At 38.2% G+C, this 24126-nt stretch carries 17 protein-coding genes; 12 read left to right on the forward strand and 5 right to left on the reverse strand.

What is annotated here, in order from left to right; all coding sequences use genetic code 11:
* Positions 1-716 precede the first annotated feature (716 nt).
* A complete protein-coding gene (locus tag AC23ME_RS18775) occupies positions 717-1100 on the reverse strand; it encodes a rhodanese-like domain-containing protein (protein WP_487729285.1) in 384 nt (127 codons plus the stop codon).
* Between the two features lie 154 nt (positions 1101-1254).
* Between AC23ME_RS18775 and AC23ME_RS18780 the strand changes: the two genes are divergently transcribed.
* The 7 genes from AC23ME_RS18780 (at position 1255) to AC23ME_RS18810 (ending at position 10654) form a co-directional block, all read left to right on the forward strand.
* Complete coding sequence (locus tag AC23ME_RS18780; protein WP_487729286.1) at positions 1255-1929, forward strand: hypothetical protein; 675 nt, start codon at positions 1255-1257, stop codon at positions 1927-1929.
* A 4-nt stretch (positions 1930-1933) separates the two neighbouring features.
* On the forward strand, positions 1934-2662 hold the full coding sequence (locus tag AC23ME_RS18785) for a hypothetical protein (RefSeq protein WP_487729287.1): 729 nt from the start codon (positions 1934-1936) through the stop codon (positions 2660-2662).
* A 172-nt stretch (positions 2663-2834) separates the two neighbouring features.
* Positions 2835-4826 (forward strand): DUF1800 domain-containing protein, encoded by a 1992-nt coding sequence (locus tag AC23ME_RS18790; RefSeq protein WP_487729288.1) that lies wholly within the window; start codon positions 2835-2837, stop codon positions 4824-4826.
* 8 nt (positions 4827-4834) lie between these two features.
* Complete coding sequence (locus AC23ME_RS18795) at positions 4835-6106, forward strand: DUF1501 domain-containing protein (RefSeq protein ID WP_487729289.1); 1272 nt, start codon at positions 4835-4837, stop codon at positions 6104-6106.
* Positions 6107-6212: 106 nt separating this feature from the next.
* The gene (locus AC23ME_RS18800) at positions 6213-7478 is read left to right on the forward strand and encodes an alkaline phosphatase family protein (protein WP_487729290.1); all 1266 of its coding nucleotides are present in this window, start codon (positions 6213-6215) and stop codon (positions 7476-7478) included.
* Between the two features lie 135 nt (positions 7479-7613).
* On the forward strand, positions 7614-9194 hold the full coding sequence (locus tag AC23ME_RS18805; protein WP_487729291.1) for a S10 family peptidase: 1581 nt from the start codon (positions 7614-7616) through the stop codon (positions 9192-9194).
* Between the two features lie 494 nt (positions 9195-9688).
* Positions 9689-10654: an acetyl-CoA carboxylase carboxyltransferase subunit alpha gene (locus tag AC23ME_RS18810; RefSeq protein ID WP_487729292.1), complete on the forward strand. Its 966-nt coding sequence runs from the start codon at positions 9689-9691 to the stop codon at positions 10652-10654.
* A 244-nt stretch (positions 10655-10898) separates the two neighbouring features.
* On the opposite strand, the gene AC23ME_RS18815 is transcribed toward AC23ME_RS18810, so the two are convergent.
* A complete protein-coding gene (locus AC23ME_RS18815; protein WP_487729293.1) occupies positions 10899-14018 on the reverse strand; it encodes a protein O-mannosyl-transferase family in 3120 nt (1039 codons plus the stop codon).
* Positions 14019-14422: 404 nt separating this feature from the next.
* On the opposite strand from AC23ME_RS18815, the gene AC23ME_RS18820 reads away from it, so the two are divergent.
* From AC23ME_RS18820 to pth, 3 genes are all read left to right on the forward strand, one after another.
* Positions 14423-15364, forward strand: coding sequence for a ribose-phosphate pyrophosphokinase (locus AC23ME_RS18820; protein ID WP_487729294.1), 942 nt, complete (start codon positions 14423-14425; stop codon positions 15362-15364).
* 100 nt (positions 15365-15464) lie between these two features.
* Positions 15465-16046 carry a 50S ribosomal protein L25/general stress protein Ctc gene (locus tag AC23ME_RS18825; RefSeq protein WP_308850883.1) on the forward strand — a complete coding sequence of 194 codons (582 nt, stop codon included), beginning with the start codon at positions 15465-15467 and terminating at the stop codon, positions 16044-16046.
* A 281-nt stretch (positions 16047-16327) separates the two neighbouring features.
* Positions 16328-16888 (forward strand): aminoacyl-tRNA hydrolase, encoded by a 561-nt coding sequence (pth, locus tag AC23ME_RS18830; protein WP_487729295.1) that lies wholly within the window; start codon positions 16328-16330, stop codon positions 16886-16888.
* Here pth and AC23ME_RS18835 read toward each other — a convergent pair whose 3' ends face one another.
* The 3 genes from AC23ME_RS18835 to AC23ME_RS18845 are packed head-to-tail and all read right to left on the reverse strand — an operon-like array spanning position 16889 to position 22810.
* Complete coding sequence (locus AC23ME_RS18835; RefSeq protein ID WP_487729296.1) at positions 16889-18478, reverse strand: response regulator; 1590 nt, start codon at positions 18476-18478, stop codon at positions 16889-16891.
* A gap of 11 nt (positions 18479-18489) precedes the next feature.
* Complete coding sequence (locus tag AC23ME_RS18840) at positions 18490-19311, reverse strand: CheR family methyltransferase (protein ID WP_487729297.1); 822 nt, start codon at positions 19309-19311, stop codon at positions 18490-18492.
* Positions 19312-19324: 13 nt separating this feature from the next.
* Positions 19325-22810 (reverse strand): response regulator, encoded by a 3486-nt coding sequence (locus AC23ME_RS18845; RefSeq protein ID WP_487729298.1) that lies wholly within the window; start codon positions 22808-22810, stop codon positions 19325-19327.
* Between the two features lie 142 nt (positions 22811-22952).
* Between AC23ME_RS18845 and AC23ME_RS18850 the strand changes: the two genes are divergently transcribed.
* A complete protein-coding gene (locus AC23ME_RS18850; RefSeq protein WP_487729299.1) occupies positions 22953-23303 on the forward strand; it encodes a Spx/MgsR family RNA polymerase-binding regulatory protein in 351 nt (116 codons plus the stop codon).
* Between the two features lie 60 nt (positions 23304-23363).
* A complete protein-coding gene (locus tag AC23ME_RS18855) occupies positions 23364-24083 on the forward strand; it encodes a peptidase associated/transthyretin-like domain-containing protein (protein ID WP_487729300.1) in 720 nt (239 codons plus the stop codon).
* Positions 24084-24126: the final 43 nt, after the last annotated feature.

Genomic DNA, 24126 nt, shown 5'->3' on the forward strand with positions numbered 1-24126 from the left:
TGAGGTGGTCAGTTTGCCGCGGAATAGGTGGTCAGCTTAAACCGAAATCAGATGGTCAATTTCAGCGAAATCTCCACACATACTAACTCCTGAGGGGAAACAAATTCCATTTGAAAAATATGTCAATAGTTTTTGTGTGGAGGTTGGCAGGCAAAATCAACTTCTAAAGACTATCACAAAAGATTTTGCTCCGATTAAGGGTAAGCTTGTAAGATTGAATAGTAAAGAGCACCTTAACGTTGAGAAAATGACTTTTAGTGGTTTTCTATGCGAAATAGATGTGAGTACCAAGAAATCAATCCAACTTATAGATCAGGTGTGGATGATTATGGAAGAAATTTTTGAAAATAAGTGTTACAGATTGTCTAAAAGCGGTTTCTTATTTGGGGATGCATAAACATTTCACGCTTGACTTTTATAATTCGTTTGCGTTATAATAAAGTGTTGAACTTTATCACTTGTTTTGTTTTTTGATGGGTTTTGTTGTATATTTATAGTATTAAATAAACACGTTTTGTTATGTCTTTCGGACGAAGGCTTTAAGTACTTGAATAGATTCGATGTGTTTTGACTCATTTGAAATTATGACCTATTCTACACCCTAATTTTTTAGAGTGGTTTAAATATTTGAATATCAATAATTTGTGTCGGTGGTGTGTTTTTCTGCCATCCCGACTTCAAAAGTCTTCTTAGCAATAAGAAGACTTTTTTTATGCTTAATTTTTTGCTTTCTTCTTATTCCAAGAATTTATACCACCTTCTAAATCATATATTTTCTGGAAACCGAGTGAGTCTAGTTTCTTGGCAGCTTTACTACTTCTTTTTCCACTGCGACAATAAAGATAAACAGGTTTGCTTTTATCCAAAGATTGCACGGTCTTTTCGAAGTTAGCATCCTCAATATTAATGTTGACCGCTTTTCCAATATGTTGCTCCCTAAATTCTTTTTCAGTGCGCACATCTACCAACTGAATATCCTTTTTCAATTTCCGTTCTAGTTTTCTTGGAGATATCTTCTTCGCACTTGATTGTTCTTGCGCATTGGCGTTGAACATTAAAAAGGACATCGTTATCAATAGCAAAATTAGCTTTTTCATCATTATTCAATTTTCGTAAAGGTAAGTTTAAGGTCCTGAATTTTATTTTTTACTGGAAAAAACTATCATTTTTAAACATTTTCATTTGGCGGCTGTTCTTAAACTATCCCATCAACTTCTACCTGCTATTACGCTAGTTTTGATTTTAAATTGCGAAATGATGAAGTTGCTTCCTGTTTTTGTACTTGCTCTTACGTTACACATAGTTAAAGCTAAAGGTCAAAATGCCGACACCCTGAAACGGCCAATAGCAGTTCAATTAAATGTAGGTACGCAAGGAATTGGTGCTGCTGTTAACTATGGGGTGTATGAAAATTTAGCAATTAGACTGGGCGTTAATGCCATTCCAATTAAGGCTAATGATGTCTTTAAAATTTCTGGGTTTAATTCTACTTCACACGTCTCGGCCGACTTTTACAATATTCATTTGCTGGCAGATTATATCCCCTTTAAGCAACAATCTTGGTTTCGGCTAGTTGGTGGTTTCGCTTACTTCATTAAAGCAAATGGAAATGTTCGCATCACGCCATCGGATGATTATAAGTATGGAGATTTAACCCTAACAGAAGATCAGATCGGATACGTGGACTTAAATGTAGATTGGAAAGGTTTAGCGCCGTATTTAGGATTGGGATTTTTTAAGAGCTTCCCTAAAAGGAAGTTTAACGTTAATCTAGATTTAGGTACGTATTATCTCAGTAAACCCGAAGCTGATATCGTGGGAACGGGTATTCTCACAGGCAACGCTTCGCAAACTGATCAATTTCAATCCAATATTAAAAACTATCGTTGGTTGCCAATTTTGCAGCTCAACTTCAATTATAAATTTTAAGGTAATGAAAGCAATTAGATCAAGTATATTTATGATGGTTTTAGTATTTTTTGCTTGTAAAAAACCTACAGAAAACATCAAAATTGTTGTAGATACTGATATTATCAAATATACTGCATTGGTACAGGTTACAGATGCGCAAACAGGAAATGCGGCACCAGCAAATGCAACAATTACTGTTGTTGGCGAAAACGCAACCAATATTTATGAGATTTCGGGCAAAAAGGAAATTAAACTTGTGCAGGGAATGGTAACTATTGGTCTTCATCCGAACTTGGCACCTACATCAGCAAATCCAATCAATACTACTGTTGAAATTGCAGCTCCCGGTTACACTACGCAACGTAAAAATATCAGTTTTACTGTAGCGCAAAGGCAACAGACAGTTCCAATAGGCATTTCAAGGGTTGGAAATACCGCTCCTCCCATTGTTGTTCCGCCGCCACCAGTTTATCAGGATGTGTCTTTAAATTTCACGGGTACTTGTCCAAACAGACCTGATATCGAAATTAGACCAAGTGTTTATGTCTCTTTCAAAAAGGCTGGTAATGCAGAATCATATAGATATTTAGGTTACATGGACAAAGGAAATATCAATACAAAACTGCTTGCACTCGGAGAAACTTACGATTTTCAAATTGTATACGGTGGGCAAAGCTATACCGTAACGCAGAAGATTGAACAAAGTAGTTACAACTTAACGCTTAACATGGCCGAGGCCTGTAATTTCTAGCGGTTATCTTCATGGTTCGGCAAAAAATCTGAAGCCGTTTAATAAAACTTATTTGTTTAAGCTGCTGTTTTATAAGTAAAGGCAGTTTTCATCACTTTGTGAGATTTTTTTTACAATCGATTAATCCTTTTGGAAACTAATGCTGTCTTATAGTGGAACTAAACCAAAAGATATGAAACGGAATATTCGAAATTATTATCTGGGCGTAATATTATTTTGCTGCGCTGTAATATTTTCTTCTTTTGTTCGAATAATTGGCACAGCCGATAAAATTGCAATGCCTTATAAAAAGGCAGGTTTGAGCAATGAGCAGGCTGCAGCACATTTATTAAGTCGCTTTACTTACGGAGCACAACCCGGACAGGTAGAAGAAATAACAAAAATGGGACTAGAAAAGTGGTTTAAAAAGCAATTGGAAGGTGATTTAGATGATAAAGACCTTAACCAAATGTTGTCGCAGTACGATGCCATTAACATCAGTAATAGCGAGGTAGAAGATCTTTTTCCTCAAGGGCCACGAGTTAGACGGTGGGCAATTAGAGACGGTTACATTCACAAAGATTCGATTAGTGCAAATAACAATAGGTACGAAAGGGGAATTATCCAAAGTTATATGAAGGATAAAGGATATCGCCCTCTACAAGACTTATATCGTCAATTTTTTAACCAGAAGATACTTAGGGCTGCATATGGTGAAAATCAATTAAGAGAAATCATGACCGATTTTTGGTTCAACCATTTTAACGCGGCACTCAACAAGCCTCAGTGTGCCAGTTTTGTGCCGGCTTATGAGAGGGACGTGATCAGGCCAAATGTATTTGCAAATTTTGAAGATTTACTTTTGGAAACCGCTAAATCGCCAGCAATGTTGATGTATTTAGATAATTCATCGAGTTCTGGTGTGAATGTTCCCATGGCTGATCAAGAAATGATGTCGATGAATGATATGGGGATGTCTACCGAGCAAAAGGCTAAAAAGAAAGAACGGGTAAAGAAAATCCAGCAGCAAATTCAGAATAAAAAGAAGCAGGGTGGCTTAAATGAGAACTACGCTCGTGAAGTGATGGAGTTACACACCTTAGGCGTTGATGGAGGGTACACGCAAAATGATGTAACCCAAGCGGCAAGAGTGTTGACTGGCTGGACTGTGGCTCCGCTAGGAAAAGAAGGCTACGGTGCAGGAAATAGAAACTTAATTGAACGTTTAGGTTCCAGCGGTTTAAAGGAAAAAGGTTTTGTTGTGGATGGAGATTTCTTCTTTAATGCCAACAGACACGACAACGGTGAAAAAGTAGTTTTAGGTAAGAAATTTACTGCTGGCGGTGGTTATAACGAAGGTGTAGAATTATTGAAAATGCTGGCACATCATCAATCTACTGCAAAGTTTATTTCTAAAAAACTAGCGGTACGTTTTGTGAATGATGTTCCACCAAGTTCATTAATAGATAAAATGGCTAAAACTTTTACGGCAACCAAAGGTGATATCAAAAGTGTGCTGGTTACCATGGTGAATGCACCAGAGTTTTGGTCTGAGCAAGCATTAAGAGAGAAAACAAAATCTCCTTTTGAATTGGCCATGAGTGCGGTAAGAGGTTTAAATGCAGAAATTACACAACCTTACGAGCTTTATAGCTGGATTAACCGTATGGGGCAGCAAATGTATTACTACCAGGCGCCAACGGGTTTCCCTGATAACGGACAATATTGGATCAACACTGGTTCTTTGTTAAATAGAATGAATTTTGGTCTGGCATTGGCTTCTCAACGTATACCGGGCATAAAATTGAATTTAGCTAGCTTAAATAATAACAGGGAGCCTGAAAGTGTGGAGGCAGCATTAGTAACATATAGTAAATTGATTATGCCAGAAAGAGAGTTGGCGCAGACGGTGGCTCGTCTAAAACCAATGTTAAATGATCCTAATTTGCAACAAAAAGTAGCCAAAGCTGCAGAGCAAAATAGTGCCAAAAAGGATAGCAATAATGCTGGTATGGATGAGATGCAGAGCATGGATAAAAAGCCAGCAAAAGAAGAGAAAATTAAAATGGGAAGCGGGAGGAAGGCAAATGAAAATCCACAAATTAAAACACAAGCAGGCAACAATACCATGTTAGCACAGGTAGTAGGTGTAATTATTGGTTCTCCAGAGTTTCAACGTAAATAATTAAAGTTATGGTATCTAGAAGAGGATTTTTAAAAGCTGGAGGCTTAGCCCTATTTGGAATAGGTTTGGGCGGTATTCCGGGATTTCTTGCCGAAGCAGTTGCAGGTACTGTAAATCCAGCATTGTTTAAAAAGAAAAAGATATTGGTTTGCATTTTCCAACGTGGAGCGATGGATGGTTTAATGGCTGTAACACCATTTACAGATAACCACCTGAAGAATGCAAGACCCTCACTATTCATGACTGCAGCTAAAGGAAATGGCAACGATAAGCCATTGATCGATTTAGACGGTAGATTTGGGTTGCACCCTTCAATGGCTGCTTTCGAACCTATGTTTAGAGAAAAAAGATTGGGAATTGTTCACGGTATTGGTTCTCCAAACAACACCCGTTCGCATTTTGATGCACAAGATTTTATGGAGTCAGGTACACCATTTAAAAAGGGAACTACTAGCGGTTGGTTAAATAGGGCAGTTGGTTTGTTGGGTCATGATGCAGCTACACCATTTCAAGGCGTAAGCTTAACATCTTCATTACCTCGATCTTTTTATGGAGAAAATCCGGCAGTGGCCATCAGGAATTTGGCAGATTTTAATATCCAGATGAGAGGCAACCTTGCAGGTGCGAAAATGGCTTCAAAAAGTTTTGAGGATTTGTACGACCAGACTTCATCTGATTTATTGAAGAATACTGGAAAAGAGAGTTTTGATGCCATAAAAATGCTTCAAAAAACTGATGTAAGAAATTACAAACCTGAAAACAACGTAGTTTACCCTACAACTGCTTTAGGAAACTCGTTGAAGCAAATTGCGCAATTAATTAAAATGGATGTTGGTTTAGAAGTTGCATTTGCAGAATCTGGTGGTTGGGATACCCACTTTAATCAAGGTAAAGATACCGGCGTTTTTGCTCGTAATGTAAACGATTTAAGCAATTGTATGATGGCATTTTGGAATGACTTGTCGAGATATCAGGATGATGTAACAGTGATGACCATGACCGAGTTTGGACGTACGGTTGCGCAAAATGGTACAGGCGGTACCGATCACGGTCGTGGATCTTGTAATTTCATTTTGGGAAATAGTGTTAACGGCGGTTTGGTTCATGGCGTAGTTAATCCGTTATCTAAAGATAATTTAGAAGATGGACGTGATTTAGCGGTAACCACCGATTTTAGAAGTGTATTTAGTGAAGTTGCCGATGTTCATTTGGGCATCGACAATGATAAGATCTTATTCCCAGATTTTGATGGAAAGAAAATAGGAGTGATGCGGGGATAGTTTTAGATTGTTTTTTTGAAATTAAACCAAGGTAGCGATTGCTGTCTTGGTTTTTTGTTTATAGTAATTTTACGTAGAGGTATTTAAATTCCATTATTTTTGCCTCATGAAATCGATGAAAAAAGTTTGGCTAATTTTTGCTTTGGTAGTTTGTTGCGTTCAGATTTTGTATGCGCAAGACCTATCGCAGCAGATCGTTGCCAATAGAGTTAATGATACATCACAAGTAAACAAGCCATACATCATCTATATTTCTGCCGATGGTTTCAGACATGATTATGCTGACAAATATCAAGCTAAAAACTTACTGGCTTTAAGAGCAAACGGCGTACAGGCAACTGCAATGAAGCCTTCGTTTCCATCGGTTACTTTTTCTAATCACTACACCTTGGCCACAGGAATGTATCCTTCTCGCCACGGTATCGTTAATAATTCGTTCTACGATCCTAAAAGGAAACAGCTCTATGTGAAAACAAACCCGAACGCTGTAAAAGATAGCACTTGGTACGGCGGCGTGCCTATTTGGGTATTGGCAGAGCAACAAAAAATGTTATCCGCGGCTTTTTATTGGCTGGGTTCAGAAACTGCAGTGCAAGGAGTTAGGCCAACTTATTGGTACAACTTCAATACTAAAATCCCAATGGATAAAAGAATTGCTGCAGTTAAAGACTGGTTGGCATTACCTGCAGAGAAACGCCCGCACTTAATTAACTTTTATTTCCCAGAGGTTGATGTTGCAGGTCATTATTTCGGTAGCGATTCTAAGGAAACTGCCGCTGCTGTGAAGTTGGTAGACGATGCTGTAGGTGAAATGGTAGCGATAGCTAAGTCGAGTGGTTTGGAGGTGAATTTTGTTTTCTTGTCAGATCACGGAATGACCGAATCGGATTATAAAAACACGCTAGATTTACCATCTGTGATTGATACGAGCAAATTTGTTGTGCCTAATGGCGATGCACTTTTGCAGATTTATGCAAAAGATAAAAAAGACATTAAACCTCTTTATAAACAACTAAAGGCTGAGGGTAAAGATTACGACGTTTATTTAACCTCAAAAATGCCTAAACGTTGGCATTACCGAGCAAAAGATAACAAAGATGGTAGAATAGGAGATATTATTTTAATCCCTAAACTACCGAAGATTTTTAATTTAACGGGCAAGCCAACATCTATAGGAAAGCATGGCTTTGATAATGATATGCCAGATATGCAAGCGGTTTTCTATGCTTGGGGTCCAGCTTTTAAAGAAGGTGTAACTATCAAATCTTTTGAAAATGTGAATGTTTATCCTTTATTGGCAAAAATATTAGGCTTAACTTATCATCATAAAATTGATGGGAATTTGAAAGTGTTAGCGCCGATATTGAAGTAATTAAGACAACCTATCTGCTTAATTATTCTTTCCTTCTTAATGGTTATAAATGTTTTCAGCGTAACATTTTAGTTCATTTTACGCTAACTCATTCTCATTATAGATATTTATATCAGCAAACCTAAACTTACAAGAATGAAGAAAACCTTTACCGTTGCAAGTGTAGCATTACTACTTGTCAATTTTGCCTTTGCGCAACAGCGTTCGCAATCGCAGGCCGGTAGTTCACAACGCGGAAACGCTGCTGCAACTACTGCTCCTAAAGAAGAAGTTCCTGCCAGAACAAACACCAACATTGCTTCAAGAAACATAGTTCCCGAAAGCGCTGTAGTTACCAACCATACGGTAACCATTAACGGAAAAGCAGTGCCCTACAAAGCAACAGCGGGTACTTTGCCAGTTTGGGACGAAGAAGGTAAAACACTAGCGGGTTTATTTTATACCTACTATGAAAGAACCGATATCAGTAACAAAGAAAGCCGCCCTTTGGTCATTTCATTTAACGGTGGGCCAGGTTCGGCTTCGGTTTGGATGCACATTGCTTACACCGGCCCAGTAGTGCTAAAAATAGACGACGAAGGTTATCCCGTACAGCCTTATGGTTATAAAGATAACAGCACTTCAATTCTCGATGTTGCTGATATTGTGTACATCGACCCGGTAAACACAGGCTATTCTAGAACTGTGGGCAAAGATGTTGCTACCAACAGATTTTTTGGTGTAAAAGCTGATATCAAATATCTGGCAGAATGGATTAACACCTTCGTAACCCGCAGTAACCGTTGGGCTTCACCAAAATATTTGATAGGGGAGAGCTACGGTACAACTCGCGTTTCTGGCTTGGCTTTAGAGCTGCAGAGTAATCATTGGATGTACTTAAATGGCGTCATTCTAGTCTCGCCAACAGGACTTGGTATAGAAAGAGGTAGTGTAATGGATGCCGCTTTGCGTTTGCCATATTTCGCTGCTACCGCTTGGTATCATAAAGCTTTACCAGCCGATTTGCAAGGCAAAAAACTGACAGATATGCTACCAGAAGTAGAGCAATTTACCATCAACGAATTGGTGCCAGCCATGTCTAGAGGTGGTTTCATTTCTGCAGCCGAAAAGAATAAAATTGCTGCTAAAATGGCTCGTTTTTCAGGGCTGCCAGAAAAAGTAATCTTGCAAAATAACCTTAATATTTCTACTAATTTATTCTGGAAAGAGCTGTTAAGAGACAAAGGTTTTACCGTTGGTCGCTTAGATTCTAGGTACAAAGGTATCGACAAAAATGATGCTGGCGAACGTCCAGACTACAATGCCGAACTTACTTCTTGGTTGCACTCTTTCACGCCGGCCATCAACATGTATTTGCGCAACGAGCTCAACTACAAAACCGATTTAAAGTACAACATGTTCGGCCCGGTGCACCCTTGGGATAGGAGCGGAGATAATACTGGCGAGAATTTACGTGCTGCGATGGCGCAAAATCCCTACCTGCATGTGTTGGTGCAATCTGGTTACTACGACGGCGCTTGCGATTATTTCAATGCAAAATATAACATGTGGCAAATGGATCCAAGCGGAAAATTGAAAGATAGAATGAGCTGGGAAGGTTACGAAAGCGGACACATGATGTATCTACGCAAAATAGATTTAGAGCTGGGTAACAACCATATCCGCGATTTTATCAAAAAATCAACACCAAAACCTGGCCAAGCGGCTAAGTTTTAAAATTTTTTGAAGCGCAAAAGCAGTGCTGCTATCCAACGTCAGTCCTGCTTTACACTACAATCTTTTTGCCCATGGCATCCTAACAAACGTCGTAAGTTTAAAAACTTACAACGTTTTTAATTAGAGCATCTACAACAAAAAGTATTTTCGTTTCAATCAGGGCTATTGTTTAAAGAATGTGCTGTTTGCAAATGAAGAATTAGCGTCAGTGTTTTGAAAACCTAACAAAAATGGTTATCTTAACATTGCGCAATTCAATTGAAAGATGAAAATTATTTTAACTTTTCTGAGCTTAGTTTTTGCAATTTATGCAGCCGTTAGGGGGATAAACTTCATACAGCATGAAGATAATACATTCGTTTTGTTTGGCTTTGGCTGCTTATTGTTAGCTGTAGGTTTGGCCTATATAACGGTAAAATCAGCACTTAAAAAGAAGTCGCGTTAAATTATTGTCTATAGTTTCCATATAAATGCGTAATTTTACCGCCCCAACTATGGAACAACTGAAAACATCTTTTGATTTTGAAAAGCCTTTATCAGATTTGTATCAACAAATTGAAAAGGTTAAGCAGATTGCCGATAAGACTAAGGTTGATATGTCGGCTACACTTGCTGAGCTAGAAGAAAAGGCAGAGCAGACTAGTCAAAACCTCTATGCTAACCTTACTGGTTGGCAAAAAGTTCAAATGTCTCGCCATGCAGAGCGTCCGCAAACGTTAGATTATATCAACTTAATTTGTGACGACTTTATTGAGCTTCACGGTGATAGAACGGTTAAAGACGATAAAGCTATCATCGGCGGTTTTGCAACTATCGATGGCCAAACCGTAATGGTTATAGGTCACCAAAAAGGAAAAAATACCAAAGAGCGTCAATTTCGCAATTTCGGTATGGCAAATCCAGAAGGCTACAGAAAAGCTTTACGTTTAATGCGCTTGGCAGAGAAATTCAATAAGCCTGTAATTTCTTTTATCGATACGATGGGTGCTTATCCAGGTTTAGAAGCCGAAGAACGTGGACAAGGTGAGGCAATTGCTCGTAACTTGTTAGAAATGTCGGTGCTTAAAGTGCCAATTCTTTGCTTTATTGTAGGCGAAGGCGCTTCGGGTGGTGCATTGGGTATCGGTATCGGCGATAAAGTGTATATGCTAGAGCATACTTGGTACTCGGTAATTTCTCCAGAATCTTGTTCTTCTATTTTATGGAGAAGCTGGGACTTTAAAGAGAAAGCTGCAGAGTGTTTAAAGCTAACTTCAGAAGATATGCACAAAAACCAATTGATTGATGGTATCGTAAAAGAACCTCTTGGTGGTGCACATCAAAATCCTGAAGAAATGGCTGTAACTTTGAAAGCTCAAATCTTAGATGATCTGAAAGCTTTAAAGAAAGTAGATTCAGAAAAATTGGTCGCAAAAAGAATCGATAAGTTCTGCTCAATGGGCGTGGTGAACGAAGGTTAATATTTAAAAAAACATAATATATAGAAGCACAATCGGTAACGGTTGTGCTTTTTTGTTTGATTTAAACTTACTTCTCCTGCGTTAGCATTCTCTTCCTAATATTCGTCATTGCGAAGAGGTACGACTAAGCAATCTCATTTAACGACATTGCTTTTGAGCTTAGCGCCAACCTAAGCTAATTTCATCCGCATAAAAAAAAGCCGCTCGATAAATCGAACGGCTATATAATAACTTATTAATTTGCTTACAAATTCATGAAATCTGGCGGAAGCTCTCCAAAGTATTGTGCGAAGTTGCCATGGGCAAATAAAGATTTAATTTGCGCCTCTATATCTTTGGCCAACTTCGGTTGGTTATGCTGCAATGCTACTTTGGCCATCGGCATTAATCCGTAGAATAAACCAATTTGGATATTTCTGTCGCCTACCAATTTACCTTTGCTCTTGGTAACATCACCTAAGTAAGTAATCTCCTTACCAACAAAATCAGCATATTTTTTAATTAATGCATTTGCTTTTTCTGTTTCGCCTAAAAGATATAAGTTCTGCGCCATTGTTGCTGCACCCATTGCTGCACGCATACCATAAATTTTTGTAGGAATAACCTCATCATATCTCTTCATTACCTTTTTAGCATCTTCCAATCTGCCAGCTTTAATTAAACCAGTAGTTAAGCTGTTGAAGATATTGTTGAAGATAGAGATGTCATCAGCCGACTGAATATCTAAATATTTAGCATTTTTAATGTTACCCCACTTAAATTTATTCATTACGTGGTCGTACATTGGGTCTAAGTTAATCGGTTGCTCTTCTTCTTCAACTCTTTTTGAAGGATCTATAGGCAATAACCTTAATGCTAAACCTTCACTGTATAAATATTTGTCTAAACCATTAAACTGATCTGAAGGCACTGTGCTAGCGAAATAAATTGGACGCTTCCAGTTGTTATGCGCCAAAATATCTAGCATTGCTAAATTGCCTTTGGTTACATAGCCTTTATTGAAAGTCCACTCTACCGTAGGTACAATTTCTCCCGCACGGCTTTCAGGCAATGTTTTCGTAGCAATTACATCTTGCGGATTAACGGTCAACTTAAATTTCTTAGTAGGAATAAAGTTAGTCATAGAACCATCTTGTAATGGTAACTTGTCTTCCGCATCGTCAGATAATAATAAATCTACGATCTGTTTAAGCTCCACAGACTCTGCAATGCCCATGTCTTTGTGGTACATTACATCTCTTACGCCAGAAACATATTGTTTTTCTGTCATAGAAATTGGTAAAGCCTCCGATTCGTGAACCTTACGTTTCATTCCGTTGATATACCAATCTGTATCAAATAAACTCAAGTTTACCAATCTAATATCAGGCCTAATACCTTCAACCTCTTGAGCATACCATAATGGATAAGTGTCGTTATCACCATAGGTGAATAGAATGGCATTTGGCGCACAAGATTCCATGTAGCTTATCGCAATATCACGAGCTAATGTTTTCTCAGAACGGTCATGGTCATCCCAGCCTTCTTTTGCCATTAATACAGGGGCAATTAGTAATCCGATAATACTTGCAGTAATAGCTCCCATTTTAGGATCTAATTTTTTCAGTAGCCATTCCCTGATAGCGATGATGCCGAGCCCAATCCAAATGGCAAAGGCATAGAACGAACCTACATAGGCATAATCCCTTTCCCTTGGCTCTAGTGGCTTCTGGTTTAGGTATAGCACAATGGCTAATCCTGTAAAGAAAAATAACAAACCAATAATACCTGCATCTTTAGGGTGGCGACCGAAATGCCAAACCGCACCGATAACTCCTAAAATCAACGGTAGGAAGTAGAAACGGTTATATGAGTTACTTTCTTTTATAGTAGGAGGTAGGTTGCTTTGATCGCCGTACAACATCCCATCAATAGGTTTAATGCCGCTAATCCACTGACCTTCGTATAAGCTACCTTGTCCTTGTTCTTCATTTTGGCGACCAGCAAAGTTCCATAAGAAATAACGCATGTACATAAAACCAACTTGGTGGCGCATAAAGAAACCTAGATTGTCGAAAAAGCTTGGGAAATGCTCGTCGCTCATTCCCATCATGTCCTTGTAGTAATCTACGTGTCGTTGCTCATCGCTATACATACGAGGGAAAAGAACCTTATGTTGCAATCTCTTAATGCTGTCGGGGAAATTTTCATTTACGCCATAAACTTTTTCACTTTTAGTTCCAGAAATCTCATATCTTGTATCCCCTTTTCTGTATGACTTGCCTGCCTCTTTGTATACTATAGCTCCTTCGTCTGTTAACTTAGGAATTGAGTTGTAATTAGGGCCTAATAACAATGGTCTGTCGCCGTATTGCTCACGGTTAAGGTAGCTTAAAAATGAGAAAGCATTATCAGGGTCACTGTTATTCAAATTTGGTTTTGCTTGCGCTCTAATAATAATCATAGCGAAAGAAGCGTAGCCAAAAATAATTAGTACGGTAGATAGCAATGCTAAATTCAATACCTTTTTTTGCTGTTTGATAGAGTATCTGATACCCCAAACCAATCCGCCAATTACTAAAAGAGCGAAAAATAATACCCCTGTTCCGAAGCCTAAACCTAAAGTATTTACGAAGAATAGGTCGAAATATGCACCGAAAGAAACTAAATATTGGATAATTCCGTATTGTATTACTGCTAGAATTAATATACCAACACCCAATGTTTTGAAAATTCCAGAAGTAGTTGGTTGTTTCTCTTTTTTGAAGTAGTACACAAATGCGATAGCTGGTATTGTAAGTAAGTTTAACAAGTGGATACCGATAGATAAGCCCATGATGTAGGCTATAAATAATAACCAACGGTCTGCTTTTGGCTCATCAGCCACTGCTTCCCATTTTAAGATACCCCAAAATACAATGGCAGTAAATAATGATGAAAGCGCATAAACTTCTGACTCAACAGCAGAGAACCAGAAACTATCTGAGTAAGTGTAAGCCAAAGCACCAACTACACCTGCGCCCATTATGGTAATTAAGTTGGCTTTAGAAATTTCTTCGCCTTTTTTAATAAGTACTTTCTTAGCTAAAGCGGTGATAGTCCAGAATAAGAATAGAATGGTTGCACCACTGGCTACTGCCGAACCGAAGTTCATAAAGTAGGCAATTTTGGTTTTATCGCCCATGGCTAATAAAGAGAAGAAACGCTCTATCATCAAAAACAAAGGCGCTCCAGGCTGGTGAACAACCTGCATTTTATAAGCAGAAGCAATGAATTCGCCGCAGTCCCAGAAGCTTGCAGTTGGCTCTAACGTTAAAACATAAGTGGTTGTAGCGATTAAAAAACATGCCCAGCCAATAATATTGTTTATTTTCTTGTATTCCATATTTTGAATATGATGGTCTTTAAAACCTATAGTTTGGTGCAATAAATGCTGCCGAAAATAAAAAAATAGATTGATATAGGAGTGAGCCCGTTGCCTTATTTAACAAAAAATAACTAAATCTCGTTGAGTGTCAGTGCTACTAATAAATAATTTTAATTTTTTTTGTGCAGTTGTTTGCAAGTATCAAAAAAGTGCGTACATTTGCATTCCGTTTCAGCAAAACGCTTGAAAGCTTGTTCTGAAGAGTGTTTGAAATAGGAGATTGTCCGATAGTATAAGGGTAGTACGACAGTTTTTGGTACTGTTTGTCTTGGTTCGAATCCAGGTCGGACAACAAATCACTTCGGGTTGTGAATAAAACCGCAACCCGATTTTTTTTTAACAAGCATTGATATCCGCAAATCATGCCATTGCAATTTAACCCTGTTAAAGTTTTTGCTGGAAGTGGAACCAAAGACCTCGCTAGCAAAATAGCCGAAGAATACGGCAAACCACTAGGTAATGTTACCCTAAGTAAATTTAGCGATGGCGAATTTCAGCCTTCTTTTGATGAATCGGTTAGAGGATGTGATGTTTTCCTAGTACAGTCTACGTACCAACCTAGTGATAATTTAATGGAGCTTTTGTTAATGGTTGATGCCGCTCGTAGAGCATCTGCGCATTACATTACTGCTGTTGTTCCTTATTACGGCTTGGCTCGTCAAGACAGAAAAGACAAGCCAAGGGTAGCGATAGGTGCGAAGTTGGTTGCTAACTTGTTAAAAGCTGCTGGTATTCACCGTATCATGACTATGGACCTGCATGCAGCGCAAATTCAAGGTTTCTTCGATATTCCGGTAGATCACTTAGATGGTGCGGTAATTTTTGTGCCTTACATAAAGAGCTTAGGTTTAGAGAATTTAACAATTGCTTCTCCAGATATGGGAGGTTCGTATAGAGCTAGAACGTTCGCGAAATTCTTCAACGCTGAGGTAGTAATTTGTGATAAACGTCGTAAACGTGCCAATGAAATCGAATCAATGTCGATTATTGGTGATGTTACTGGACAAGATATTGTGTTGATTGATGATATCTGTGATACTGCTGGGACCTTAGCAAAGGCTGCAGCGCTGATTATGGAAAATGGGGCGAAAAGTGTGAGGGCGGTTTGTACGCACCCAGTGTTGTCTGGTAAAGCTTACGAAACGGTAGAAAACTCGATGTTAGAAGAACTAATCGTAACAGATACTATTCCATTGAGAAGAGAGAGCCCGAAAATTAAGCAGTTAAGCACCGCTAAATTGTTTGCCAAAGCTATTGCTAGCGTAAACGAATACGGTTCAATTAGCGAGCTTTTTAGAGTTTAATAAAGGTAGAGGGCTGAAAGGTAAAAGGCATAAGGCATAAGGTCTTGATACTCGATACTCACTACTTGATACTTAATATTAACAAATAAATATATAAAAAATGAAAACTATCGCTATTAGCGGTTCTACTAGAGAGAACGTAGGGAAACGCGATGCCAAAGAGCTTCGCTACGAAGGTAAGGTTCCCGCTGTATTGTACGGAGGTACTGAACAAGTACACTTTGCTGTTACAAGAACTGATTTAAATGATGCTATCTACTCTCCAGAAGCTAGCTTTGTTGAAATTACAGTTAACGGTAAAGCTGTAAAAGCTATCGTAAAAGATACTCAATTTCATCCATTAACAGACTTATTATTACACGTTGATTTTCTTCAATTATTTGATGAAAAAGAAATCACTATGGAAATTCCAGTTAAATTAACCGGTACTTCTCCAGGTGTTAAAATGGGTGGTAAATTAGTTCAAAAATTACGTAAACTACGTGTTAAAGCATTGCCTAAAAACATGCCTCAAGTAGTTGAAGTAAGTATTGCTAAGTTAGAAGTAGGTAACTTATTCCGCGTTCGCGATTTGGAAAAAGGTGATTACTTTGTAACTAACACTCCTGAAGATACTATCGTTTCTGTTGCAATGTCTAGAGCGTTGAAACAAGCAGAAAACGAAGCTAAAGGTAAAAAATAAGTCGAGGTCTAAGGATTTCTTGATTTACAAGATAAAGCGTTCCGATGAAAATTGGAACGCTTTTTTTATGCGTGTTGCTATTTCGTAGCGGTAACGTTGTAAAATAAACCTTATAGTAGCGGCAGCTCCCATAGGGACTAGAGCGGATAGAAGGGCTTTCGGAAGCGAAGAAAAACCTAATGCCCATTTTCTAAAATAATATAAAATGAGTTAGCTGCTTATGCTATCAACTAATAACCAATAAATTCAACTTTTAACGCCCAACTGCTTACCTTTGCGGCATGAAATTTCTGATTGTAGGCTTAGGGAACATTGGTGCGGAGTATGTGGGCACCAGACACAATATCGGTTTTGACATTGCAGAAGAATTGGTGGCTGGATTTGAAGGTAGCTTTGAACATGGCAGGTTGGCTTACCATGCAGAAGTATCTCATAAAGGCAGGAAACTGCATGTAATTAAACCTACCACCTACATGAACTTGAGTGGAAAGGCGGTAAACTACTGGATGAAAGAGCTAAAAGTAGCACCCGAAAATGTTTTAGTTTTGGTAGATGATTTGGCATTGCCATTAGGGAAACTACGCATGAAATTACAGGGGAGCAGCGCAGGTCATAACGGTTTAAAAAGCATAGAGGAGGTTTGTGGTGGGCAAAACTACGCTCGTTTGCGTTTTGGTATTGGAGATGATTTCCCGAAAGGCAGACAAGCAGATTTTGTGCTTGGCCAGTTTGATAAAAATGAGAAAAAAGAACTGCCCGTATTAATTAATAGGGCAGTTAGTATGATTAAGAGTTTCGCAACCATTGGCGCTGCGCAAACCATGACATTATTCAATAAATAGCTATTTTTTTACTAGCCTGCTAATTTTTTCATGCAGCACATCTATTTTAAACGGTTTGCCTATAATATCGTCGGCACCTACTTCTTTAGCTGTTTCTTTATCTTGCTCTAGTACACCGGCAGAGAATGAGATGATTGGTAGCTTTTCTTTTCCAGGGATATGGCCAGTTCGTACTTTCTTGATGGCTTCTAAACCGTTCATTACTGGCATATAGGTGTCCATGAGCACTAAATCGAAATGATCTCTTTCTAGGGCTTCTAACGCAGCGGCACCATTGGTTACTACGGTAGTTTGCACCTTCCAGTCGTTCAATATCTTTACAATTAAGAAAACGTTAATAGAATTGTCTTCTGCAACTAAAATCTTGATACCGTCTAATGTTGGCAACTTTGATGGTGCCTTGCTAGGTATTTCTTCTATCTTTTTATCCACAGTTTTATACCATTTTGTAAATGAAAATACACTTCCTTTTCCAAGTTCACTTTTTACATCTAACTCACCCCCTTTAAGTTCGGCGAGCTTTTTTACAATGGATAAGCCTAAACCCGTGCCACCATAAACTCTAGTATGCACATCTTCTACCTGCTCAAAAGACTGGAAGATAGATTGGATGTTTTCTTTAGAAATGCCAATGCCCGTATCGATAACAGAGAACTTTAGTAATGATGTGTTTGGCTTTTCTTCCAATACCTCCAATTTGAACACTACTTCGCCTTCGTTGGTGAACTTAATAGCATTACCCAACAAATTCATGAAAATCTGGTTAAGACGAAGCGAATCTGCCATGATGCATCTAGGTAGCTTTTCATCAATGGCAAGTTTCAGTGCAATGTTCTTCTCTATTGCTTTAACGTTAAGTAAATTGGTGACTTGTTTTGCCAGATCTTTAATGTCTGTTTCTGCAAAATTGATGGTGTATTTGCCAGCCTCAATCTTTGAAAGATCAAGAATATCATTAATTACACCTAATAGAGAATTAGAGGAAACATCTAGCAGACCAATTATTTCAGTTTGACTTTCTGTAAGCTGTTCTTTCTGTAGCAAATGCACCAAACCTATAATGCCATTAATAGGTGTGCGTATTTCGTGGCTCATATTGGCCATAAAATTCTCTTTGGCTCTTTTGCCTAGTTCTGCTTCTTCTTTTGCTTTAATTAAATCAGCCTGTATCTTCTCTAGCTGCTGGTTTTTCGCTTTTATCTCCTTTTGGTTTTTTACTAATTGGATAAACGAATCTACCTTGGCAGAGGTAATATAAGGGTCTAAAGGCTTGTAAAGATAATCTACCGCACCAGCGCTTAAACCTTTTATGGCATATTTGGTTTCGGTAGAAATAGCCGTTACAAAAATGATTAGAATGTCTTGGGTACGAGCGTTGTTTTTTAGGATTTCAACCAGCTCAAAGCCATTCATTTCTGGCATTTGTACGTCTACGAGTGCAATGGCGATGTCCTTTTCCCAACAAATGCGCAGCGCTTCATTAGGAGATGTTGTAGTGATAATGTTGATATCATTCCTGTTTAAAAGGGCTTCCAAAGCAATAATGTTTTCTTGCTTATCGTCTACTATTAAAAGGTTGATTTTACTCATTGAATGGAAAGTTAGTTAATTTTTTGGTAAATGTTATTCTTCTTATCTACTGCTTTAAATTTCTTAGCCAAAAGTGGGTCGCGAATGGTTTCTTTACCTCCTAAGCAAAGGAAGCCGAAATTTGCGAGACTTTCGTAAAAAAGGTTGATGACACTTTTTTGTAACTCTGGATTAAAATAAATAAGTACGTTTCTACAAGAAATTACTTGGAACTCGTTAAACGGACCATCTGATACCAAATTGTGCATAGAAAATAACACATTCTTTTTCAAATGTCTCGAAATAGAGGCAGCGTCGTACTGTGCAACATAATGGTTTGCTAATGATTTTCCTCCTCCTAAAGCAAGATAATTTTCGGAGTAGTGCTTCATTTTTTGCAAGTCGTAAATACCTTCTTTGGCTGTTTCGAGCACTTTATGGTTAACATCTGTTCCGTAAAAAAAACTTCGGTTGTATAATCCTTGTTCTTCGAATAGTATGGCAAAAGAATATAGTTCTTCTCCAGTAGAGCAACCTGCGTTCCAAACTTTAATGTGCGGAAAAGAACTTAGATAGGGAAGTACGTTTTCTTGCAAAGATTTGAAGAATTTTGGATCGCGAAACATTTCTGTAACATTCACCGTAATTTCGTTAATGAAATAATGAAAGAAGTCTTCATTATTGGTCAGTGTGCTTTTAAGATCGAAAAAATCTAACCGCTTAAGCAACATAATTCTATTGAGACGCCTTTTTAACGATGCCCTGGAATAGCCATCAAAATCGAACCCATAGATGTTTTTAGTTACGGAAATAATTTCCTCTACTTGCTCGTCGGTAATTAGGTCTTTCATCATACGCTACGTCTCTCTAACTTAACCACACCCTTAACATAGATAATAATTTGTCAACATCAACTGGTTTAGAGATATAGTCGCTGGCACCTGCGGCAATACATTTCTCACGATCGCTTTTCATTGCTTTTGCAGTTAGCGCAATAACTGGTAAGTTCGCTAAGTGTCTTTGCGCTCTAATCTTTTTCATCGCTTCATAACCATCCATCTCAGGCATCATAATATCCATCAAAACTAAGTCTATCTCCGTGTTTTCGGATAGTTTTTCTAGTGCTTCTACACCGTTATTGGCAATTATTACATTGATCTTATAATCCTGTAAGGCAGATGAAAGTGCGAAGATATTGCGCATATCATCATCAGTAATTAAAATGGTTTTGTTCTCTAGTGCCTTTTCTATAGTTGGTGCATAGTTTTTTGGAGGTTTGGCTACTGTAGAAGTATCGTCCTTTTTAGGTGTTTCTGCTTGTAATTTGTTCATGAACAAACTCACTTCGTCTAACAGGCGGTCATTAGATTTGTTGCTTTTCAGTACCATAGCCTGCGAATAACGCATAATATGGGCCATCTTATCTTTGTCTAGCTCCATTGCGGTGTTAATAATTACCGGAATGTTCTTATTATCTTCATTAGATTTGATTTCGTCTAAGAGATCAAAGCCAGAAATATCAGGTAATTTGAGATCAAGGATGATGCAATCGAAAACACCTTCTTCGAGCATCTGTCTTGCCTCTGCTCCGGTATAAGCTTGTGAAACTTTCGCTCCTTTTTTGATCAGTTGCTCGGTAAGCTCATTGCTTTGCAATACTTGGTCTTCTACAATGAGTACGTTGTTGAAATTGTAGATGTATTGATTAGATAACAACTCAAAAGCGTGGTCTAGCTTTTCTTTTTCTACTGGTTTTTTAAGAAAACCAATGGCACCTTCTTTCTTCGCTTTGCCTGCTTTTTCTTCGCCCGCCGACATCATGTGGATAGGAATGTGCTTCGTGGTTGGCTCTGCCTTCAGTTTTTTGAGGATCGTCCAACCATCCATCACAGGAAGCATTACATCGAGTACAATAGCATCTGGTAATTCAGACAAAGCTAATTCTAAGCCAGTATCGCCGCTGTGCGATAAAATTGGTTCGAAACCCTTTTCAATGGCGTACGCTTTTAATATCTCGGCAAAATTTTCATCATCTTCAATAATTAGCAATCTATTCCCGCTTCCATTTTTTGCAGTTAATTGTTGCGAATGTATGATTGGTGCAGATGTAGGTTGCGATACTACGGTCGGCTTTTCTGCTTCCACTTCCTTCGGTTCTACTTTTACTCCAAGCGCTTCCGGAATGATTAAAGTAAAAGTACTGCCAATACCTACTTCACTTTTGAGTTGAATTTCGCCACCAAGTAAGTTGGCAAGCTCTCTGCTAATCGATAGTCCTAAACCTGTGCCACCATATTTTCTGCTGGTAGATCCGTCTTCCTGCTGAAAGGCTTCGAAAATAACCTGCTGTTTGTCCGCAGATATGCCGATACCGCTGTCCGTTACCGCAAAGTAGATCAGTTTTTCTTGCGTGCTCAACGAAGAGTTATACTTCACATCCTCTTTTTGTGCTAAGCCAACTTCAACGGTTACATTTCCACCTTTGCGTGTAAATTTAAAGGCGTTAGAAAGTAAGTTCTTGATAATTTGCTCTACCCTAGCCTGATCCGTGACTATACTAGCGGGTAGTTGGTCTTTCAGTTTAAACTCAAAATTAATTTCTTTTTGCTTGGCTACTTCGTTAAATAGCGCCTCAGTTTGAGCTTTAATTGAAGGTGGCTTAACTTGCTCGATAATGAGATCTACTTTTCCAGACTCTATTTTTGAAAGATCTAGAATATCGTTAATTAGAGCTAAAAGATCCGACCCAGCATTGTGGATTACGCCAGCATATTTAATTTGCTCTTCCGATAGGTTATTGAGCTTATTATCCTTCAGTATTCTGGCCAATATCAAGATACTGTTTAATGGTGTACGTAACTCATGGCTCATATTCGCCAAAAACTCCGATTTATATCGGCTACTTAAAGAAAGCTCTTCCGCTTTTAAGCTAATTGCTTCCTTCGCCTGATTAATAGATGCATTTCTTTCTTCTAACAACTGCGCTTTTTCTTCCAGTTCCGAATTGGCCTGTTGTAATTCTTCTTGTTGTACTCTTAATTCTTCTTCCGAAGCTTGTAGTTCTTCGGTTTTGTGCATCAAATCTTCGTTGGTAACGCGTAACTCTTCTTGTTGTGCAGTAAGTTCTTCTGCTTGTTGTTGGGTTTTTTCAAACAATTCCTGCAGTTTTACCTTAGCTACCATACTGTTTACGGCAATACCAATATCTTTCGATACCAATTCCAAAAATGTGATATGATTTGGTGAAGGTTCTGCGGTTAGCCCTATCTCTAAAACAGCAATGGTTTGTTCTTCGAATAAAACAGGCAAACAAAGGATGTGCGTTGGTGTCACATTTCCTAAAGCAGAGCTGATTTTCAAATATCCTTCTGGAACAGGGCTAAAAATTTTCGTCTTTTTTTCTAATGCCGCTTGGCCAGCTAAGCCTTCGCCAAATTTGTATTTTCTATCATCTAAAACTTCGCTTATCGCATAAGTTCCTCTAACTCGTAAAGTTTGTTGACTTCTATTTATCAAATAAAATGCCCCAATAGGATATTCGAGCAGGTTACAAATTTTCGTAATGATATTTTCTCCTAACTGATCCATACCAAATTCGCCACGCATTACATCATTTACCTGTGCTTCGCTACTCAGCACCCAGTTGTGATATTCATTTTTGGCAGATAAAGTTTCCAGTTCTTTGTTCGTCAGTAGAATTTGTTTCTGCGTTTCTCTTTGTTGGTCAAAAGTTTGGCGAATGTATTTGAGTAAAAATAGGATTAAAGCAAAAATAATAAGTGAACTACCGATAATAACAATAATAGTTCTGTTGCTTCTGCTCATTACAACTTCTTGTCTTTCATCCAGTAGCTTATATTCAAGTGTAATCAGATCATCAGAAAAGGCCAAAAACTTAATTTTGTCTAGCCTGCCTCTATCCGTCAAAAATTGTTGCTTTGCGGCAGCGAAATTTCCAACGCTTCCTTTAGCTGCAATTTGTTTTAACTCGGTTACTTTGGCTATGGCGTAAAACCTAATGCTGTCTATTTTTTTTAACTGTACCGGATTGTCATCTACCAAATTGGCCAACTGCTCAACCATTGGCAAAATAGCGTTGATGTTGTCATCATATGGATCTCTGTAATCTGCTCGTTCTGTTAAAATGTAGCCCCGCAACGATGCCTCAGCATGTAACAATCTTATTTCCAATCGCTCGGCAGTTTTAGCTACATCATGCGTATGTGCTACCCATTTGTAGCTATCATTTAACGAATTGATACTTAAATAAGATGCGATGGCCGAGATTAAAACAAAAATTAATGAGACCGCAAATCCGGTAAGTAATTGCTGCTTAAAAGAAAGTTTGAGCATAAAGAACCCTATTGAAATGTGTAAACGTAGCTAAGATACACATTAGCAAAATAATAAGGGCAACTAAAAACATAAGCCATTTACTGGTTTATTTAAAGTGCTTAGTTTTATTAACTTTAGCCCTTAAAAGAAATTAAAAACAATGAAACTATACGGCATCCCAAATTGTAATACAGTAAAGAAAGCGCAAGATTGGTTAAAAAGCAATGGCAGTGAATACGAATTTCATGACTTTAAAAAGAAAGGAATTACTGCCGAAAAGCTAACAGAGTGGTTCAACACTTTTGGTTGGGAAAAGGTGATTAACAAGGCTGGTTTAACATTTAAGAAGTTAACAAAGCAAGAACAGGCAGAAATTAATACACCCGATGCCGTGATAACGTATTTGTTAGCCAACACAAGCGCCATTAAAAGACCAATTGTGGAGAAAGACGGTAAGGCAATTTTACTTGGTTTTAAGGAAGATGAATATCAAGCTTTGCTAAAAAAGTAATTGGCTTGTTAAATTTTGTTAAACGGATTACGCAAAGCGTAAAGTAACTTACATTTGATTATGCTGAAGAAACTATATCTATTTATTTTTTTGCTATTGCCCTGTGCTGTAATGGCTCAAGAGACTTATGTTACCGGAAATGTTTTTGATAACGAGCAACGCAGTACAGCCCTTCAAGGTGTTTCGGTAAGAAATTTAACCTCTAAAGCGGTAGTGCTTACCGACAAAGACGGACGTTATGCCATACAAGCAAAAAAAGGAGATCTCATTTCCTACGCTTCGATGGGCTACCAAACCGATACTGTATACCTTACTAATTTATTTCCAAAAAACATCTATCTAAGGTCGGCAGTAAATACCTTGAACACGGTAGATGTTACCACTACAAAGGTTTCTCCATATTTGGATACCAAAGATCCCGAGGCGGTAGCTGCCAAAAGGGTAGATATGTCGAAAGAAAGAGGAGGTTTGCGTTTAAACCTAGGTTATGGCAAATGGCGTAAGCAACAGGCAAAAGAACGTGAGCTTGAAGAAGCAGCTGATATTAACGAAGAAATTTCTAAAAACTTTAATAAAACGGTGATTCAAAAGTTGGTAAATTATAAAGAAAAGGATTTGGACGATTACATTGGTTTGTACCGCCCAACGGTAGAACAAGTAAAGGCAGACACACCTTTTGATTATACCTACTATATTGCCACTACTTTTACCGAGTGGAGGAAGCTACCTGCCGATGCTCGCAAGCTACCTCCATTACCTAAATTGAAAGGTAAACCGTAGCGATTGGTAATATTCATGTGTCCAAACTTGAAAATTGCTATTT

It is taken from the genome of Pedobacter sp. T50_32, assembly GCF_057652195.1.

What these genes read in the sequence shown, in the direction of transcription:
- AC23ME_RS18775 (WP_487729285.1), bottom strand. Translation starts at nt 1,100, where the DNA reads ATGATGAAAAAGCTAATTTTGCTATTGATAACGATGTCCTTTTTAATG.
- AC23ME_RS18780 (WP_487729286.1), top strand. Translation starts at nt 1,255, where the DNA reads ATGATGAAGTTGCTTCCTGTTTTTGTACTTGCTCTTACGTTACACATA.
- AC23ME_RS18785 (WP_487729287.1), top strand. Translation starts at nt 1,934, where the DNA reads ATGAAAGCAATTAGATCAAGTATATTTATGATGGTTTTAGTATTTTTT.
- AC23ME_RS18790 (WP_487729288.1), top strand. Translation starts at nt 2,835, where the DNA reads ATGAAACGGAATATTCGAAATTATTATCTGGGCGTAATATTATTTTGC.
- AC23ME_RS18795 (WP_487729289.1), top strand. Translation starts at nt 4,835, where the DNA reads ATGGTATCTAGAAGAGGATTTTTAAAAGCTGGAGGCTTAGCCCTATTT.
- AC23ME_RS18800 (WP_487729290.1), top strand. Translation starts at nt 6,213, where the DNA reads ATGAAATCGATGAAAAAAGTTTGGCTAATTTTTGCTTTGGTAGTTTGT.
- AC23ME_RS18805 (WP_487729291.1), top strand. Translation starts at nt 7,614, where the DNA reads ATGAAGAAAACCTTTACCGTTGCAAGTGTAGCATTACTACTTGTCAAT.
- AC23ME_RS18810 (WP_487729292.1), top strand. Translation starts at nt 9,689, where the DNA reads ATGGAACAACTGAAAACATCTTTTGATTTTGAAAAGCCTTTATCAGAT.
- AC23ME_RS18815 (WP_487729293.1), bottom strand. Translation starts at nt 14,018, where the DNA reads ATGGAATACAAGAAAATAAACAATATTATTGGCTGGGCATGTTTTTTA.
- AC23ME_RS18820 (WP_487729294.1), top strand. Translation starts at nt 14,423, where the DNA reads ATGCCATTGCAATTTAACCCTGTTAAAGTTTTTGCTGGAAGTGGAACC.
- AC23ME_RS18825 (WP_308850883.1), top strand. Translation starts at nt 15,465, where the DNA reads ATGAAAACTATCGCTATTAGCGGTTCTACTAGAGAGAACGTAGGGAAA.
- pth (WP_487729295.1), top strand. Translation starts at nt 16,328, where the DNA reads ATGAAATTTCTGATTGTAGGCTTAGGGAACATTGGTGCGGAGTATGTG.
- AC23ME_RS18835 (WP_487729296.1), bottom strand. Translation starts at nt 18,478, where the DNA reads ATGAGTAAAATCAACCTTTTAATAGTAGACGATAAGCAAGAAAACATT.
- AC23ME_RS18840 (WP_487729297.1), bottom strand. Translation starts at nt 19,311, where the DNA reads ATGATGAAAGACCTAATTACCGACGAGCAAGTAGAGGAAATTATTTCC.
- AC23ME_RS18845 (WP_487729298.1), bottom strand. Translation starts at nt 22,810, where the DNA reads ATGCTCAAACTTTCTTTTAAGCAGCAATTACTTACCGGATTTGCGGTC.
- AC23ME_RS18850 (WP_487729299.1), top strand. Translation starts at nt 22,953, where the DNA reads ATGAAACTATACGGCATCCCAAATTGTAATACAGTAAAGAAAGCGCAA.
- AC23ME_RS18855 (WP_487729300.1), top strand. Translation starts at nt 23,364, where the DNA reads ATGCTGAAGAAACTATATCTATTTATTTTTTTGCTATTGCCCTGTGCT.